General features: G+C 62.2%; 13 protein-coding genes. 1 reads left to right on the top strand and 12 read right to left on the bottom strand.

Annotated features, from left to right (window positions below; all coding sequences use genetic code 11):
- Positions 1 to 123: 123 nt before the first annotated feature.
- The 9 genes from CQ007_RS09300 to CQ007_RS09260 all read right to left on the bottom strand — a co-directional run bounded on the left by CQ007_RS09300 (position 124) and on the right by CQ007_RS09260 (position 12,701).
- Positions 124 to 2,502, bottom strand: coding sequence for an RND family transporter (locus tag CQ007_RS09300; protein ID WP_105645447.1), 2,379 nt, complete (start codon positions 2,500 to 2,502; stop codon positions 124 to 126).
- Between the two features lie 461 nt (positions 2,503 to 2,963).
- Positions 2,964 to 5,618, bottom strand: coding sequence for an aminopeptidase N (pepN, locus tag CQ007_RS09295; protein WP_105645445.1), 2,655 nt, complete (start codon positions 5,616 to 5,618; stop codon positions 2,964 to 2,966).
- Positions 5,619 to 5,628: 10 nt separating this feature from the next.
- Positions 5,629 to 6,462: a DUF2797 domain-containing protein gene (locus CQ007_RS09290; RefSeq protein ID WP_105645443.1), complete on the bottom strand. Its 834-nt coding sequence runs from the start codon at positions 6,460 to 6,462 to the stop codon at positions 5,629 to 5,631.
- Positions 6,462 to 6,734: a YeaC family protein gene (locus CQ007_RS09285; protein WP_105645441.1), complete on the bottom strand. Its 273-nt coding sequence runs from the start codon at positions 6,732 to 6,734 to the stop codon at positions 6,462 to 6,464. Before CQ007_RS09285 ends, CQ007_RS09290 begins: the two co-directional genes overlap by 1 nt.
- Positions 6,735 to 6,894: 160 nt before the next feature.
- Positions 6,895 to 7,731, bottom strand: coding sequence for a rhomboid family intramembrane serine protease (locus tag CQ007_RS09280; protein ID WP_105645439.1), 837 nt, complete (start codon positions 7,729 to 7,731; stop codon positions 6,895 to 6,897).
- The gene (locus CQ007_RS09275; RefSeq protein ID WP_105645437.1) at positions 7,728 to 8,684 is read right to left on the bottom strand and encodes a metallophosphoesterase; all 957 of its coding nucleotides are present in this window, start codon (positions 8,682 to 8,684) and stop codon (positions 7,728 to 7,730) included. Before CQ007_RS09275 ends, CQ007_RS09280 begins: the two co-directional genes overlap by 4 nt.
- Positions 8,685 to 8,689: 5 nt before the next feature.
- Positions 8,690 to 9,571, bottom strand: a complete 882-nt coding sequence (locus CQ007_RS09270) for an NAD(+) kinase (protein ID WP_105645435.1) — start codon at positions 9,569 to 9,571, stop codon at positions 8,690 to 8,692.
- A 125-nt stretch (positions 9,572 to 9,696) separates the two neighbouring features.
- A complete protein-coding gene (locus CQ007_RS09265) occupies positions 9,697 to 10,551 on the bottom strand; it encodes a hypothetical protein (protein ID WP_146114558.1) in 855 nt (284 codons plus the stop codon).
- A 119-nt stretch (positions 10,552 to 10,670) separates the two neighbouring features.
- A complete protein-coding gene (locus tag CQ007_RS09260) occupies positions 10,671 to 12,701 on the bottom strand; it encodes an NADPH-dependent 2,4-dienoyl-CoA reductase (RefSeq protein ID WP_105645431.1) in 2,031 nt (676 codons plus the stop codon).
- A 156-nt stretch (positions 12,702 to 12,857) separates the two neighbouring features.
- On the opposite strand from CQ007_RS09260, the gene CQ007_RS09255 reads away from it, so the two are divergent.
- Positions 12,858 to 13,883: an AraC family transcriptional regulator gene (locus CQ007_RS09255; protein ID WP_371919815.1), complete on the top strand. Its 1,026-nt coding sequence runs from the start codon at positions 12,858 to 12,860 to the stop codon at positions 13,881 to 13,883.
- A 1,066-nt stretch (positions 13,884 to 14,949) separates the two neighbouring features.
- Here CQ007_RS09255 and CQ007_RS09250 read toward each other — a convergent pair.
- From CQ007_RS09250 to cobT, 3 genes are read right to left on the bottom strand one after another with little or no spacing between them, the layout of a single operon-like run.
- Positions 14,950 to 15,675, bottom strand: coding sequence for an adenosylcobinamide-GDP ribazoletransferase (locus tag CQ007_RS09250; protein ID WP_105645427.1), 726 nt, complete (start codon positions 15,673 to 15,675; stop codon positions 14,950 to 14,952).
- Complete coding sequence (cobC, locus tag CQ007_RS09245) at positions 15,663 to 16,238, bottom strand: alpha-ribazole phosphatase family protein (protein WP_105645425.1); 576 nt, start codon at positions 16,236 to 16,238, stop codon at positions 15,663 to 15,665. The genes CQ007_RS09250 and cobC overlap by 13 nt, the downstream gene beginning before the upstream one ends.
- On the bottom strand, positions 16,232 to 17,293 hold the full coding sequence (cobT, locus tag CQ007_RS09240; RefSeq protein ID WP_256582271.1) for a nicotinate-nucleotide--dimethylbenzimidazole phosphoribosyltransferase: 1,062 nt from the start codon (positions 17,291 to 17,293) through the stop codon (positions 16,232 to 16,234). The genes cobC and cobT overlap by 7 nt, the downstream gene beginning before the upstream one ends.
- Positions 17,294 to 17,308: the final 15 nt, after the last annotated feature.

Raw genomic sequence — 17,308 nt, 5'->3', positions numbered from 1 at the left:
TGGCGTGTCCTGTACCCCATCGAGGTCTGACACAGTGCACCAAGCGGGCGGGCTCTCTGGTTAATCATTCACCGGGGTTCTGGCGCACCTAGGAGGTCGACGCCAGAACGATTTCCCTCGGTATCAATGCTGCATGAAAGTCTGCTTCTTGTTACGGATTTTCTCAGGATTGAGCAGGAAGCGTGCCAGCGCCGGCAACAGCAGCATGGCCCCGAACATGTTCACGATGAACATGAAGGTCAGCATCAGACCCATATCCGCCTGGAACTTGATCGCGGAGAAAATCCAGGTAGCCACACCGATGGCCAGGCACAGACCGGTGAACAGTACCGCCTTACCGGTAGAACGCAGCGTCTGGTAGTAGGCCTCCTGCAACGGCATGCCCACGCGCAGGAAACTCTCCAGGCGACTGTAGATATAGATACCGTAGTCCACACCGATACCCACACCCAGGGCAATCACCGGCAGCGTCGCGACCTTCATACCGATGCCGAGGAAGGCCATCAGCGCATTACCCAGGATCGAGGTCAGGATCAGCGGCATGACGATACAGATAGTCGCCGGAATGGAGCGGAAGGTGAACCAGCACATGGCGCCTACCCAGAGATATACCAGCACCAGGATGGTCAGCTCGGACGTGGCGATGATCTCGTTGGTGGCCGCCTCGATACCGGCGTTACCCGCTGCGAGCTTGAACTTCAGCGTGTCGGTGTCGTATTCGGCAGCGAACGCCTTCACTTCATCGGTAGCACGGGTCAGCGTTTCAGCCTTGTGATCGTTGAGGTAGACCAGCACAGGTGCCAGCGAGCAGGAGCTGTTGAACATGCCTTCCGGCGCGCGGCTGATGGCGTTGTTCAGGTTGTCCTGGTTGCGTGACAGCGCCTGCCACTTCAGGTTGCCCTCGTTGTTACCCATGATCACCTGTTTGCCCACGGTGACCAGCGATACCGTCGATTGCACGCCCGGCACGTTGTTCATGCGCCACTCGAACTGGTCGATGGCTTCCATGGTATTGAAGGCCGAGCACATCTCCGGCGGGGTTTCGACCATCACCACCAGGATGTCGGAGCTGGTGGAATAGTTGCTGATGATGAAATCGTTATCCAGATTGTAACGGGAGTCGGCACGCAGCTCCGGTGCACCCGGATCCAGGTCACCGATCTCCAGGTTGGCCTTCTGGTACAGGAAGCTGCCAACACCGGCCACCAGGCCAAGGATAACCATAACCGGAGCCAGGCGCGGATGCGCCACGTTGGACAGTGCACGCCAGAACGGATGCTCGCGTACCGCATCGCGCTTGCTGCGCTCGATGGCGCGCTTGCTGATGCCCATGTAGGAAATCGCTACCGGCAGCATGATCAGGTTGGTAAACACGATTACCGCCACACCCACCGAGGCACCGATGGCCAGCTCGTGGATCACGCCGATATCCAGCACCAGCAGTGCGATGAAGCCCACCGCATCGGCCAGAATCGCGATCATGCCGGGCAGGAACAACTGGCGGAAGGTGCGCCGCGCCGCCATCAGGGCGTTATCGGCACCACTGGATTGCAGGGCGATACCGTTGATCTTCTGTACACCATGGGAAATACCGATAGCGAAGATCAGGAAAGGTACCAGCATCGAGTAGGGATCCAGCCCGAAGCCGATCAGGTGGATCAGGCCCAGCTGCCAGACTACTGCGATCAAGGTGGTGATCAGTACCGCCATGGTGCTGCGGATACACCAGGTGAACCAGTACAGCAGGCAGAAGGTGATGCCTACCGCCACGGCGAAGAACAGCATCACCGCCATCAGGCCCTCGATCAGGTCACCCACTTTCTTGGCGAAACCGACGATGTGAACACTGATGTTCGGGTTCTCGTTCTGGAACTCGTTACGGATCTTCTCTTCCAGCATGGTCGAGAATTCGCCGTAGTCCAGACGGATCAGCTCGGACTGGTTCTCCGGGTTCGGATAGGATTCCTGCAGCGGAACCTCGATGATGCTGGATTTGAAGTTGTTCGCCACCAGACGACCGATCTCACCCGACTTGAGCACGTTGACCCGCAGCTCATTGAGATCATCTTCGGTCATGTAGGAAGGACGGCTGGCCACCGGGCCGCCATCGAAGCCGTATTCGGTCACTTCGGTCCAACGTACATTGGGCGTCCACAATGAGCGCAGACCCGCCCGGTCCACACCCGGCAGGAAGAACACCTCATCGTTGATACGCTTGAGCGTCTCCATGTATTCGCTGGAGAAGATATCGCCATCTTCGATGGCTACGGCGATACGAATGGAGTTACCCAGGCTGGCCAGATCGTCCTGATGCTCGATCATGTTGACGATATAGGGATGTTCGAGGGGGATCATCTTCTCGAAACTGGTATCCGGCCTGACCTTCGTTGCCTGGTAACCAAGGAACACCGTCACCAGCAGGAACAGCACAACGACTGTCAACCGGTGGGTGAAAACCAGACGCTCCATGAAGGTAGCTTCTTCCTGATCATTCTGAACCATCCAGACTCTCCTGGGTTGTAATTGTTATGTTATCGAGCTGCAGCCATGGCAAGCACGAAAAGGACTGCCGACCGCTGACAGATCGACTCGAAGATGCCCGGCAATGCAATGCGCATCACCGAAGGCATGCTCGACCGAAAAACGCGGGATGAGAAATAAAACCGAAGGCACGAACGTCGATGGCACGACGCTGGCTGCTGTTGGACGGTACTACGCGGAGATGCCCCATTCTAAAATCACACATGGACGAACCTCGTTGTTTTTATTGATCATCCCGAATTGATTCGGGTGACTCATATTAGGAGGAATCTTGCTGCCCACCAATGGCTGATCCGTAATCTTTTGTAATTGGCGCACCATTATCACAAAACGCAAGTATGCATCATAAACGAAACGCAGTATGCCTCCGTCATTCTTCGCGAAAACGAAGGATAACGGAGGGAAGACGCCTTCTGTTCACGTCAGGCCAGGGACTTGCTGACCACCTCGTACACATCGGTGGACAGTTCCTCACAGGCCAGGATGCGCGTCAGCTCCGCCCTCATCAGTTCCTGACGAGCCGGATCGAACTTGCGCCAGCGGGTCAGCGGCGTGAGCATGCGCGAGGCGATCTGCGGGTTCAGGCGGTCCAGTTCGATGATCCGCTCGGCGACGAAACGGTAGCCCTCGCCATCAGCACGGTGGAAGTTGGCGAGGTTCTGGTTGGCGAAGGCGCCGATCAGTGCCCGTACCTTGTTCGGGTTGCGGATATTGAAGGCCGGATGCTTCATCAGCCCCTGCACCCGCTCCAGGCCACCCGGCAACGGACTGCTGGCCTGGATGCTGAACCACATGTCCATCACCAGCGGGTAGTCGCTCCAGCGCTGGGCGAACTCCTGCAGGGCGGCATGCTTCTGCTGCTCGTGGGGCGAATTGACCAGTGCCACCAGCGCCGCCTGGCGATCGGTCATGTTGCCAGCCTCGACGAACTGCTGCACGCAGGCCGATAGCGCGGCCGGCGCATCGGTCAGCATCAGATAGCCAAGCACCGTGTTGCGCAAGCTGCGGCGCGCCATGGCGGCGGCATCGGCACTGTAGCTGCCCGGCTCTGCACCCAGGCGCTGGACGACCAGCCACAGCGGCTCGACCAGGGCTTTGGCCAGCTCCAGGCGCGCCCACTCGCGGACGTGGTGAATGGCGTCCACATCGGCGACCTCGGCCAGTTCGATCAGATAGGCCTCGGACGGCAGCCGCAGGATTTCAGCGACCATTGCCGGGTCCAGCTGAGGATCGAGCAGTACACTGCGGTACATCTCCAGCAGGCGCTGATCGAGCAGCAGCGGTCGGCCCGCCTGGTGAATCTGGATCAGGCCCTGCAGCACGTCCACCGCCAGCGACTGCGCCGCTTCCCAGCGATTGAAACCATCCGGGTCGTGCATGGCCAGGAACACCCGGTCATCACGGCTGTAGGGGTAGACCAGCTTCACTGGCGCAGAGAAGCCACGCAGCAATGACGGCAGCGGCTGCTCGCTGACATTCTCGAAGACGAACACCTGCTCGGCCTCGGTTACCGCCAGTACCGTTTCCGTGCCTCTGCCCTGCCCTTCACCCGCCAGCTTCAGCGGTATTTCCCGACCCTCGCCATCCAGCAACGCCATGCGCAACGGGATCACGAAGGGCTGCTTTTCCGGCTGGCCGGGTGTCGCCGGGCAACTCTGCCGGCAGCGCAGCTGGAAGGTCGAGCTGGCCGCATCATAGTGGCTGTCGACCTCCAGCACCGGCGTACCGGCCTGGCTGTACCAGCGCTTGAACTGGCTGAAGTCCACACCGTTGGCATCTTCCAGCGCGGCAACGAAATCATCGCAGGTCACCGCCTGACCGTCATGGCGCTCGAAGTACAGATCGGTACCCTTGCGAAAGCCCTCGGGCCCGAGCAGGGTGTGCAGCATGCGCACCACTTCGGCGCCCTTCTCGTAGATGGTCAGGGTATAGAAGTTGGAAATTTCGATGAAGGAGTCAGGCCGTACCGGGTGGGCCATCGGGCCGGCATCCTCGGCGAACTGATTGGAGCGCAGGAAGGTCACGTCCTCGATGCGCTTGACCGTGCGCGAGTTCATGTCGGCGCTGAACTCGGCGTCGCGGAATACCGTCAGGCCCTCCTTCAGCGATAGCTGGAACCAGTCACGGCAGGTAACCCGGTTGCCCGACCAGTTGTGGAAATACTCATGGGCGACCACCGCCTCGACCCGCTGGAACGCCATGTCGGTAGCGGTATCGGGGTGGGCCAGCACACAACTGGAGTTGAAGATGTTCAGGCCCTTGTTTTCCATCGCCCCCATGTTGAAGTCGTTCACCGCAACGATCATGAAGATGTCCAGATCGTACTCGCGGCCATAGACCTGCTCATCCCAGCGCATCGCGCGCTTGAGGCTGTCCATCGCATGGGCGCACTGCTCGCGGTTTTCCGGCTCGACGTAGATGCGCAGCTCGACATCGCGACCGCTCATGGTGGTGAAGCTGTCATCGATGCGGTACAGGTCGCCAGCGACCAGGGCGAACAGGTAGGCCGGCTTAGGAAAGGGATCTTCCCAGGTGGCCCAGTGCCGTCCGCCTTCATGGTCGCCACTGGCGATCAGGTTGCCGTTGGACAGCAGCACCGGATAAGCCCCGCGCTCGGCCATCACCGTGGTGGTGAAGCGGCTCATGACATCCGGGCGGTCCAGATAATAGGTGATCTTGCGAAAGCCCTCGGCCTCGCACTGGGTGCAGAACATGCCGCCGGACTTGTACAGCCCCTCCAGCGCGGTATTGTTCTGCGGCTCGATGCGGGTGGTGATCGCCAGCTCGAATTCCGGCGCCTGCGGCTGCAGTGTCAGGCTGTCTTCATCCTGCTGATAGTCAGCCGCTGACAGCGCATGCTCATCCAGTGCCACACTGCGCAACTCCAGCTGCTGGCCATGCAGTACCAACGGCGGCAGCCCCGCGCCCTGCTCCTGACTGTTGCGGTGCATGAACAGCCTACTGTGCACCAGGGCATGATCCTCGAACAGCTCGAAGGTCAGATGGGTCTCATCGATCAGGTAGTCGGGCTGCTGATAGTCCTTGAGGTAAATGGTCTGGGGTTGTTCGGTACGCATGTTGGACTCCTCAGGACACACTGAAAGCCATAGTGTAGGCAGTGTATTTGCGAATATTGATGACGGCGGTATCCAGTAACAGGTATTGACCCTTGATCCCCAGCAGGGTGCCCTCGAGAACCGGCTCCTTGTCCAGATTCGCCGACTGCGGCTTGGCGCTGTACTCCAGTACCGGATAACGAATCTCCTGCACCTCGGCCGCCGGCAACGGCTGAATCGCCTGCAGACCGAAGCGTGCCTGCAACGCCTGCAGTTCTTCCTGCGCGCCGTCCAGCAGTCGATCGCGTTCGGCCGCCAGGTCGATCGGATCCGGCTCACCGCGCAGCAGCTGCCGCCAGTTGGTCTTGTCCGCCACCTGCTGGCGCAACAGGTCTTCCACCAGCCCGGACTGCTGACGGGTCGCCACCCGCAGAATCGGCAACGCCTGGCTGGCACCCTGGTCGATCCAGCGGGTCGGCACCTGGCTGGCCCGGGTAATGCCGACCTTCAGCCCCGAGGAGTTGGCCAGGTAGACGATATGGTCGGTCATGCAGAACTGCTTGCCCCAGGCCGGCTCGCGGCAGGTACCCTGGTCGTAGTGGCAGCGCTCGGGGCTGACGATGCAGATATCGCACTGGGCCAGCTTCTTCATACAGGGGAAACAGAATCCCTGGCTGTAACTCTTTTTGGTGAGCCGGTTGCAATGGCTGCAATGGATAGGCCCCAGTGCCTCCAGCCGGATGGACCGACCCAGCAGTTCATTCAGGGATACCTGCTGATCTCCAAGGGGTAAAGCGTACTGGACGGGTTCGCCCAGAGTCCCGAGCATCTTGCGGATACTGCCCTCGCCGCTGACCAGCGCCATCAGTGCAGGGTGCCCTTGGCCGGAGAGAACAGGGATTCATCAAGGTTGGTGGGGGCCTTCGCCTGGTTCTTGCAGGTCTGACCGATATAGCCGGTGCGCTGCTCCTCCGGCAGGTTATCCATTTCCCAGGCGATGATCGCCTGCAGGCACAGTTCCTTCTGCTCCTGGGTCAGCTTGCGGCCATCGGCCCATTTGCCCAGCTCGATCGCCTGCTTGAGGTTCTCATAGACCTCGGGGGAAATATTGCGCAGCATGTCGATAAAGGTATTCATGGGTTCTCCGGAGCTGATAAATAGGTCGTTGCAGGCTGTCTTTCGCTGTCGCGGCAAGTAGCGCCACTGCAGGCTCCCCTCACCTCACCGTCATTGCGAGCCAAGCAGCGTGGGACTAAGTGTTGTCATGCCGACATTGTACCTGTTCGGGCCCGGACATTCAGCGCATCCGCTGCAGACCACCGGCAATCGCACCGCAGGCACACCCGATCAGCAGGCCGCCAACATGGGCGGCATTGGCGATGGCGCCGAAGCCGAGCATGGTCACCACACCCGACAGGCACAGCACCAGCCAGGCGAGCATCATCACCACCACCCCCTTGGGCAGGTCGAAATGCACATTGGGCGACAGCATCTGGTATAGCCAGCAATAACCCAGCAGGCCATACAGCACCCCGGACAGCCCGCCGAACAGTACCGCCCCGCTGAATATCCATTGCGCCAGGTTGGATACCAGGGCGAACAACAGCGTCAGCCCGAGCAGCCACAGGCTACCGGAGCGCAGTTCGATACGCCGGCCCAGCTCCCAGTACCACAAGGCGTTGAACGCCAGATGCAACCAGCCGAAATGCAGGAATATCGGAGTGAACAGCCGCCACCACTGCTGCAGATCCAGCTCGGTGGCCAGATAACCCGTGTCGGTCACCGGCACGAAGGAAAACAGCACGATAGCCGAGATATTGCTGCCGATACCGGTCAACAGCGCCACCACGGCGGTCATCGCCAGCACCGTCAGGGTGACTGGTACATGTCGCAGCAGCTGTTTCCAGTTCAGCCGGCGGACAGGTCGGGCGGTCAGCGGTCTGGCCTCCTGCTGCGGTACGCCCTCGGCATACAGCACCCGAACCAGCTCGGCATCGGCTTCATCCCGGGTCCAGACCACCTGCTGCCCGCGCTCCTCGGTGATGCGGTGCGGTACGCCCTGGCGGCGAAGAAAGCCGGTCAGCTGGCTCAGGTCTTCATCCAGCCGGCAATGCATTGCACGGTACTTGCTCATCTCACGTCCACCCAGACAAAGTTTTCCCGCAGCAGCCGTTGCTCGCCGCTCCAGCGATAGGCCACCAGGCGGCCGTATTTCACCGCACTGTAGTCGAGGCAGGCCAGATTCTTCCGGAGCGGTTGCGGCACGCCCTGCTGCCAGTAGTGCCCGACGAACAGCAACGGCTGATCGCTGCCATATATCAGCAGCTCACGCTTCTGCCGGTCGGTCAGCGGGCGGATGGCAATATGCTCGGGCAGGCCATCGGGCTGGAACACCAGATCACCGTAGGTCTGCGGCGCCTCCTCCCAGAACTTGGTACGGAACATGGCCCGGGTAAAGCCGTCACGACCGGTCATGGTCAGGCCATGCGGCAGGGGCATACCGATACCACGCAGCAGGCGGTCGAACACCTGATCGGCAAAACCGTCACGCTCCACCGAGGCCTGGAGAAATTCGATATCGGGGCAAGCATCGGGGTACTGCGCGGAGAATGACTCAATCAGTTGATCATCCCAGCAGGCATGCACCAGACGGAACGGCCCCATATCGAGGAACAGCGGCAGGGTCCAGAACCAGTCGACGAACTCGTCCCACTCGGCGGCGCGACCGCTGAACTGTTCGAGCGTCGCCTGGATCTGCCGCTGGTTGCGCTCGGTATGCTCACGCACGTAACGCCGGCCACTGCCGGCCGGGGCCGGCGTCATCCAGCCCAGCGCATTGAATTCATGGTTGCCCATGATGCAGCGGGCACTGCCGGCCTCGATCATGTCGCGCACCAGCAGCAGCGCCTCACGGATGCGCGGACCGCGATCGATGATGTCGCCGAGAAACAGCGCCTGGCGCTGCGGGTGACGCCATACGCCGCCGATACGTGCGTAACCCATGCGCTCGAGCAACGCCTCCAGCGTATGCGCACAACCATGCACATCACCGATGATGTCGTAGCCCTGCCATTGTTCCAGCGCCATGTTTGTCATTCCGTCAGACGACTGCTCCAGCCCAGTTTGCTGCGGCAGATCGCGTAGAAGTTATGGTCCAGGGGATGGATCAGTCGCAGTTTCTGCGGTTTCTTGCGGATGATCAGGGTATCGCCGGGGGCACAGGCGATATGTACCTGGCCGTCGCAGCTGACCTGGGGGTAGATCTCGTTCTGCCGACTGATAACCACCCGGATCTCGCTGTTGCCCTCGACCACGATCGGGCGGCTGGACAGGGTGTGCGGGAACATGGGCACCAGTACTACCGCATCCAGCTTGGGATGCATGATCGGCCCGCCGGCCGACAGCGAGTAAGCGGTGGAGCCGGTCGGGGTGGCGACAATCATGCCGTCTGACTTCTGGCTGTAGACGAACTGACCGTCGACGAACAGCTCGAACTCTATCATCCGCGCCGACTTGCCGGGGTGCAGCACCACATCGTTCAGCGCCTCACTATTGCCCAATTGCTCGTCGTCACGACAGACAAAGGCATCCAGCAGGAAGCGCGATTCGGCCATGTATTCTCCGGCCAGAACGGCCCCGACCCGCTGCTCCAGTTCCTCCGGGGAAATGTCGGTGAGAAATCCAAGCCCCCCACGGTTCACCCCCAGCACCGGCACGTTGTAGCGGCACAGCGCACGGGCGGCGCCGAGCAGGCTGCCGTCACCACCGACCACGATCACCAGATCGCAGATCTCGCCCATCATCGCGCGAGAACAGACCTGCAACTGATGCCCCGGCAGCAGGTCGGCCACGGCATCCTCGAGTATCACGGTATGGCCCTTGTCCAGCAGAAAACGCTTGAGACGACGCAGGGTATCCACCACCCGGCCACTGCCCAGACGGCCGATCAACCCGATATTGCGGAAATGCTCCATACACCACTCTCTGTAGTCGGCTTGAGAAATTCCGCACAACGCTGCTGACGCACGGACAAGCAGCAATTATCCGCAGCAGAGCGGCTTCTGGCAAATGCAGTGGGAGGGGATCAGGCTTGGGACGCTTATTCGCTATCCATGTGAGTGCGGCTCTGCAGTTTGCTCAACTCACGGCGCAATAGCGTGTTGAGCTTCTGTTGCTCGGCAAGTTCGCGCTTGATATCCAGCAGTTCACCCTGGGCCACCGTAAGTTGGTCGGCATGCTGGCCGCGCAGGCTTTCCAGTTGCTGGCGGTGCGCCTGCTCCTGCAGTCGCAGGCGATTCTGCAACTCGGCAATCTGGCGCAGATGGTCGGCGATTTCGCTGGCATGGAGCTTTCTCAGCGCCTCCATCTGCGCAGCGAGATCCTCCTCCACCGCCTGGGGAGCGCTTTCCAGAGCCGAGGCATTGCCATACCAGGCTTCCTCGGCAGCCATCTGCAGGTTGTCGGTGGCCAGTACCGCCTGCGCCTCCTCGTCCTCGCCGATAATGCCCAGGGTATTGCGGGTGACCGCCTGCTTGATCAGGCTCAGGTCCGCCTTGCCGCCACGCTGTTGCGGCTTCCACAGGCTGGCGCGGTATTCGTTATTGTTGCAGAAACCGAGACAGACCAGCCGAATCGGCCCACCGCCCATATCGGGGCCTCGCCCGGCCTTCTCCGCCAGTTGACGCAACGGCAGGTTCCACAGACGGTTGACACAGCCGTCCATATCGAAATCGATGGTGAAAAACACCGCCGCGCGGACATGCAGGCGGTGATTGATCTGCAGGAACACCGCCTCGATGGTCTCGTCGGCGCATTCGGGCGCGGCCACCAGACCATCGAGCAATGCTTCGAACTCGGGGAACAGCATCTCCCGCGAGATACCATGCTCAGAAAAGAACATCACCGCTTCAGTCAGCAACGGCTTCTGTATTCTGCCCTGGTCTCTCGCACTCATCCCACTGCCCATCCGTTTTTGTGATTCCGCCACTGTGCACCTTTTTCGGGGCGTTTGCATCCGCCCCCGCGCAGTTTAAGAAAAACATCACACCCGGGATGTGACAGACTTGGCAGAGATCAGAGCACGGCCGCCAGTCGCGATCCCTGATCGATGGCGCGCTTGGCATCCAGCTCGCTGGCCACATCCGCACCACCGATCAGGTGCACCGGCTTGCCGGCCGCCAGCAGGCCATCGTGCAGCTCGCGCAGCGGCTCCTGCCCGGCGCAGAGAATGATGGTATCGACCGGCAGCACGCTGATCTCATCACCCCGGCGGATGTGCAGGCCCTGATCGTCTATCTGCAGATACTCGACCCCATTGAGCATCTTCACCTGCTTGCTGGCCAGGCCGGCACGGTGGATCCAGCCGGTGGTCTTGCCCAACCCGGCACCGACCTTGCTGGCCTTGCGCTGCAGCAGATACACCTCACGCGCCGGCGGATGCGGCTGCGGCTCGACCCCGGCGATACCACCCCGGGCCTGCAGCTCGGGGTCGATGCCCCACTCCTTCCAGAACAATCCGGTGTTGGTACTGGTGCTCTCACCGGCATGGCAGATGAACTCGGACACATCGAAGCCAATGCCGCCGGCACCGATCACCGCGACCTTCTGCCCTACCGGCTTGCGCTGCAGGATCGCATCCAGGTAACCAATGACCTTCGGATGCTCGACACCGGGGATGGCCGGCGTGCGCGGCACGATACCGGTGGCCAGGATCACCTCGTCGAAATCAGTCAGATCACCAGCACCCACCCGGGTATTGAGCTTGAGCTGAACGCCGGTCGCCTCGATACGTTTGGCGAAGTAGCGCAGGGTTTCGTAGAACTCTTCCTTGCCGGGGATCAGCTTGGCGACATTGAACTGGCCGCCGATGTCCGCAGCCGCATCGAACAGGGTCACCTCATGGCCACGCTGGGCGGCAACCGTGGCAGCAGCCAGACCCGCCGGACCAGCACCCACCACGGCGATCTTCTTGACCTCTCGGGTGGGGATGTAATTCAGCTCGGTTTCATAACAGGCCCGCGGATTGACCAGGCAACTGGTCAATCGGCCACTGAAGGTGTGATCCAGACAGGCCTGATTGCAGCCGATGCAGGTATTGATCTCATCGGCACGGCCGGCAGCGGCCTTGTTGATGAACTCCGGGTCGGCCAGGAACGGCCGGGCCATGGACACCATGTCGGCATCACCCTCGGCCAGCACCTGCTCGGCCACTTCGGGGGTATTGATGCGGTTGGTGGTGATCAGCGGGATGGAGACCTCGCCCTTGAGTCGCGCGGTCACCTTGGTGAAGGCCGCCCGCGGCACCTTGGTGGCGATGGTCGGAATGCGCGCTTCGTGCCAGCCGATACCGGTGTTGATGATGGTCGCCCCGGCCTTTTCGATTTCCCTGGCCAGCAGCACCACCTCGTCCCAGCTGCTGCCATCCTCCACCAGATCCAGCATCGACAGCCGGTAGATGATGATGAACTCGGGACCCACCGCCGCGCGCACCCGGCGCACGATCTCCAGCGGCAGGCGCATGCGGTTCTCGTAGCTGCCGCCCCAGCGGTCGGTGCGCTGGTTGACCCGCGCCACCAGGAACTGGTTGATGAAGTAACCTTCGCTCCCCATGATCTCGACGCCGTCATAACCGGCACGCTGCGCCAGCGCGGCACAATTGACGAAATCGCTGATCTGCTTCTCGATGCCTGCTTCATCCAGCTCCTGCGGGGTGAAGGGGTTGATCGGCGAACGCACCGCACTGGCCGAGACCTGCTCCGGGGTAAAGGCATAACGCCCGGCGTGCAGGATCTGCAGGCAGATCTTGCCACCCGCCTCGTGTACCGCCTGGGTCACCACCTTGTGCTGCTCGGCTTCCTCGGGCGTGGTCAGCTTGGCCGCGCCCTTGCCCACACTGCCCTCGGTGTTGGGACCGAAGCCGCCGGTCACGATCAGCCCGACGCCGCCCCGGGCACGCTCGGCGAAGAAGGCAGCCATGCGCTCGAAGCCCTGCGGGCGTTCTTCCAGGCCGGTGTGCATGGACCCCATCAACACGCGATTGCGCAGGGTGGTGAAGCCCAGGTCCAGCGGGGCCAGCATATGGGGATAGAGTGTCTGTGCGGTCATGCTCGTGCTCCAAGATCATCATCAGGCCGCCGGCTCATCGTCCGGCTTTGGTATGCAGCAGACAATAGGCTGGTCTCCGGCAGCGCTCAATCACCTCAAATGACATTTTCATAACCCTGGGTTACATTCTGACTCCGATTAGAAGGAGGGATGACAATGAAGCTGGGTGACCTGTCGGTCGGCTATCTGTACAGCCTGCAGGCGGCGCTGCACAGCCTGGGCCATGATCCGGAGCCGCTGCTGCGTCGCTACCGGATCAGCGCAGCGCTGCTGGCCCAGGCGCAGGCGCGCATCAGCATCCCGCGCTTCATGCGCCTGGGGCATGCGGCGATGCAGCTCAGCGGGCGGGCCGATCTGGGTCTGCTGATGGGACTGCACAGCCAACCAAGCCACTTCGGCCTCCCCGGGGCCGCCGCACAGTGCGCGCCGACGCTGGCCGCTGCATTCGAGACGCTGGTGCGCTTCGAGCGGCTGGTGAGCCAGAACTACCGCGGCCATTCCAGCTTCCAGACACCCGCCACCCGCTTCTACTCGATCAGTCCCTACAACGCCTTCAACCTGTTCGTGGTCGACTCGGCACTGGCCTCGCGCATGCAGCTGGCACGCCAGCTGACCCTGGGCGCCGCGCGGTTGCGTGAAGTGCATATCGAGTTTCCAGCCCCGGCGTATGTCGAGCGTTACGAGCACCTGTTCGGCTGTCCGGTGCTGTTCGAACAGGAACACAACCAGCTGCTGTGGGAACCGGCCAGCCTGGAACTGCAACCGGTGCAGAGTGCCGCAACCACCCATGAGCAGCTGCTCGCCCTGTGCCAGCAGCAGTTGCGGGAGCTGACCCGGCATCGCCGGTTGCGGGAAAGAGTCGAGGAGATCGTATCGCCACAGTTGCACAGTCGCTTGCCGACGCTGGACGAAGTGGGCGGCCAACTGGGGCTGCCCGGCTGGACATTACGCCGCCGGCTGCGGATCGAAGACAATACGCGGTTTCAGGACATCATCGATGAAATCAGGCGGGATCTGGCGCTCAGCTATATCCGCGATACGGAAACAGCCCTGGGGGAAGTATCGTTTCTGTTGGGGTTTTCATCACCCGCGGCATTCCAGCGGGCGTTCAAGCGCTGGACCGGCATGGCGCCGGGACAATATCGCCGGCAGAGTCGGGAGACACAGGCTGTACAGCGCTAACAAACCGGGAGCGACGAGCATCAGCTCCATGGCGGTGTATCGGGCAGCACCGCTGGTCGAGATGGAACTCGACCTTCCAGAGGGCTGCAACTTGCCCGGAGTGTCGAGCTCCATCTCGACAAGGAGACTGGGCGGATACACCGCTGGTCGAGGTGGAACTCGACCTTCCAGAGGGCTGCGACTTGCTGGGAGTGTCGAGTTCCATCTCGACACGGGGACTGGGCAGATACGCCGCTGGTCGAGGTGGAACTCGACCTTCCAGAGGGCTGCGACTTGCTGGGAGTGTCGAGTTCCATCTCGACACGGGGACTGGGCAGATACGCCGCTGGTCGAGGTGGAACTCGACCTTCCAGAGGGCTGCGACTTGCTGGGAGTGTCGAGTTCCATCTCGACACGGGGACTGGGCGGATACACCGCTGGTCGAGGTGGAACTCAACCCTCCAGAGGGCTGCAACTTGCCCGGAGTGTCGAGCTCCATCTCGACACGGGGACTGGGCGGATACGCCGCTGGTCGAGGTGGAACTCGACCGGGTCGCGCTCGACCTTCCAGAGAACTGCGACTTGCCCGGAGTGTCGAGTTCCATCTCGACACGGGGACTGGGCGGATACGCCGCTGGTCGAGGTGGAACTCGACCCTCCAGAGGGCTGCGACTTGCTGGGAGTGTCGAGTTCCATCTCGACACGGGGACTGGGCAGATACACCGCTGGTCGAGGTGGAACTCGACCGGGTCGCGCTCGACCTTCCAGAGAGCTGCGACTTGCTGGGAGTGTCGAGTTCCATCTCGACACGGGGACTAGGCGGATACGCCGCTGGTGGAGATGGAACTCGACCGGGTCGCGCTCGACCTCCCCTGGATCATGGAATCGTTCGGAGCAGGGACGACGCCTCCCTACATCTCCTCGGCGTCTTCCACGTCGTGGTCCCAATCCTGCGCACGCTGTTCCAGCAATTCTTCTTCGTACTCGTTCATCTTGTTTTCCTCCGTTTCCCTGTTGCAGGGGGTGAAGTCACATAGTCACCTTATGGCCCCTGCATTACAGTCAGATGAACGCTGCCGGAAAAAGTTCAGACCACGGCGCAACTCACCAGCACCGCGGTTTCCACCAGTTCGACCAGAGCACCGGCGGTATCGCCGGTGGTGCCGCCGAGGCGCTGACACAGGTAATGACGCACCACCAGCAGCACCAGCAGCGCCACCACCAGTACCAACAGCCCCGTCCAGCCAAACAGCAACATCGCCAGCGCATGGATGCCCAGCAACAGCGGCAGGCTGCGACGCGGCATATGCTCGGCCAGCACCTGACCCAGCCCACCGGGACGCACGTAGGGCGTGCTGAACAGCAGCAACGGCAACACCCAGCGCCCCAGCCAGGGCGCCAGCAACAGCGCGCCCCACTGCCCGGCCTGCAACAGTGCCACCAACGCGGTCAGCTTCAGCAGCAACAGCAGCACCAGGCTGATCACGCCAATAGGTCCGCAGGTCGGGTCTTTCATGATCGCCAGGGTGCGCTCACGATCACCATAGCCGCCAACCCAGGCATCGGCGGTATCGGCCAGGCCATCCAGATGCAGCCCACCGCTGAGCCAGACCCACAGGGTCAGCAGCAGTGCCGCCTGCAAGCCTATCGATACGCCATTCAACAACCAGTGGCCCAGCAGTAGTGCAGCCCCCAGCAACAACCCCACCAGCGGATACCAGAGCAGCGAACGACCGCTTTCCTCCGGCGTGGGCAAGCGCGGCAGGCGCACCGGTAGCCGGGTCAGGAACTGCAACGCAATCAGCAAGGGCATTCGTGCAGCTCCCCGCCTTCCTTGACCTGCAGGCGTAACCGCTGGCCATGCCCAACCTCGACCTGCAGCAGCCCTTCCCGCGCCAGACCGCGGGCCCTGGCCGCCAGCAGACGCATCACCCCGCCATGGGTAACCAGCAGCAGGTGCTCCCCGGCGCGGCGCTGGTACAGCTCGTCGATGGCGTTCAGCACCCGCCGCTCGAAGAGCTCCATCTGTTCTCCGCCCGGAGGGCAGAACTGATAGGGATCGGCCCAGAAACGCCCGAGATCCTCGGCATGTTCAACCATCAACTCGCTGGCCTGGCGCCCTTCCCAATCGCCGAAATGCAGCTCGCGCAGATCCTCCACCAGCACCAGCGGCGACCTGCACTGCTGCGCCAGGGCGAAAGCGAAATCGGCACAGCGGCGCAAGGGGGAACTGATGATCGCGTCCCAGGGCTCCGGCTGCAGCGTCGCCTCCCGCATCTGCTGCCAGCCGACCGGCGTCAGCAGATCATCCAGACTGCCGCGAAAGCCGCCACCGCGCTCGGTCTCGCCATGACGCAACAGATCCAGGGTCAGCATGCCGCAGGCTCGGCAGCCACCGCCGCCTCGGCAAAGGTGGCCATGTCATTGTGCAGCGCGCAGGCCATGCGCAGCAGCGGTACACTGGCCGCCGCACCGGTGCCTTCGCCCAGGCGCATGCCCAGATCCAGCAAGGGATCGGCCTGCAACGCTGCCAGTACTGCGGTGTGGCCCGGCTCGGCGCTGCGATGGCCGAACAGCATCCACTCGCGGCAGGCCGGGTTCAGGCGTACCGCACACAGCGCGGCGATGGAACAGATATAGCCGTCCACCAGCATCGGGATGCCCTGCTGCGCCGCTGCCAGATAGGCACCGGCAATCGCGGCGATTTCCAGCCCACCGAGGCGGGTCAGCACGTCCAGTGCACTATGGCACTGCGGACCATGCAGGCCCACCGCCGCCTCGATGACCTCGGTCTTGTGCCTCAGCCCCTCGGCATTCAGGCCGGTGCCGGGGCCGACCAGCGCGGCGACCGGCTGGTCCAGCAGCAGGCTGGCCATGGCGCAGGCCGGCGTGGTGTTGCCGATTCCCATTTCTCCGGCGATAAACAGCTGCGCGCCCTGCCCGGCTGCATCGACTACCGCCTGGCAACCGGCCAGCAATGCCTGCTGACACAGCGCGTTGGTCATGGCCGGTTCATGCAGCAGATTGGCGCTGCCCGCTGCCAGATTCAGGTGATGCACGCCGGGCAGCGGCTCGATGGGCACTGCCAACCCCAGATCACGCAGATCCAGGGTCGCCCCCAACTGGCGGGCCATGACGCTGATCGCCGCGCCGCCAGCGGCGAAGTTGCGCAGCATCTGCCCGGTTACCGCCTGTGGCACCGTGGATACGCCTTCCACCGCCACCCCGTGGTCGCCGGCAAATACACTGATCCATACCCGCTGTAACTGCGGAACGGGAGTGCCCTGCCAGCCGGCCAACTGAATCGCCAGTTGTTCCAGCCGGCCCAGGGCACCCTGCGGCTTGGTCAACTGGGTCTGGCGCTGAGCGGCCTGCTCCCGTGCAGGCTGATGCACCGGCGCTACCGGCGCCTGCCACCAGTCTGCAGGCACGATCTTCTGTTCAGA

The organism is Pseudomonas sp. MYb185, from assembly GCF_002979975.1.
GTDB lineage: Bacteria > Pseudomonadota > Gammaproteobacteria > Pseudomonadales > Pseudomonadaceae > Halopseudomonas.
This window is presented reverse-complemented; position numbering and strand designations above follow the sequence as displayed.

What these genes read in the sequence shown, in the direction of transcription:
- CQ007_RS09300 (WP_105645447.1), bottom strand. Translation starts at nt 2,502, where the DNA reads ATGGTTCAGAATGATCAGGAAGAAGCTACCTTCATGGAGCGTCTGGTT.
- pepN (WP_105645445.1), bottom strand. Translation starts at nt 5,618, where the DNA reads ATGCGTACCGAACAACCCCAGACCATTTACCTCAAGGACTATCAGCAG.
- CQ007_RS09290 (WP_105645443.1), bottom strand. Translation starts at nt 6,462, where the DNA reads ATGGCGCTGGTCAGCGGCGAGGGCAGTATCCGCAAGATGCTCGGGACT.
- CQ007_RS09285 (WP_105645441.1), bottom strand. Translation starts at nt 6,734, where the DNA reads ATGAATACCTTTATCGACATGCTGCGCAATATTTCCCCCGAGGTCTAT.
- CQ007_RS09280 (WP_105645439.1), bottom strand. Translation starts at nt 7,731, where the DNA reads ATGAGCAAGTACCGTGCAATGCATTGCCGGCTGGATGAAGACCTGAGC.
- CQ007_RS09275 (WP_105645437.1), bottom strand. Translation starts at nt 8,684, where the DNA reads ATGGCGCTGGAACAATGGCAGGGCTACGACATCATCGGTGATGTGCAT.
- CQ007_RS09270 (WP_105645435.1), bottom strand. Translation starts at nt 9,571, where the DNA reads ATGGAGCATTTCCGCAATATCGGGTTGATCGGCCGTCTGGGCAGTGGC.
- CQ007_RS09265 (WP_146114558.1), bottom strand. Translation starts at nt 10,551, where the DNA reads ATGAGTGCGAGAGACCAGGGCAGAATACAGAAGCCGTTGCTGACTGAA.
- CQ007_RS09260 (WP_105645431.1), bottom strand. Translation starts at nt 12,701, where the DNA reads ATGACCGCACAGACACTCTATCCCCATATGCTGGCCCCGCTGGACCTG.
- CQ007_RS09255 (WP_371919815.1), top strand. Translation starts at nt 12,858, where the DNA reads ATGAAGCTGGGTGACCTGTCGGTCGGCTATCTGTACAGCCTGCAGGCG.
- CQ007_RS09250 (WP_105645427.1), bottom strand. Translation starts at nt 15,675, where the DNA reads ATGCCCTTGCTGATTGCGTTGCAGTTCCTGACCCGGCTACCGGTGCGC.
- cobC (WP_105645425.1), bottom strand. Translation starts at nt 16,238, where the DNA reads ATGCTGACCCTGGATCTGTTGCGTCATGGCGAGACCGAGCGCGGTGGC.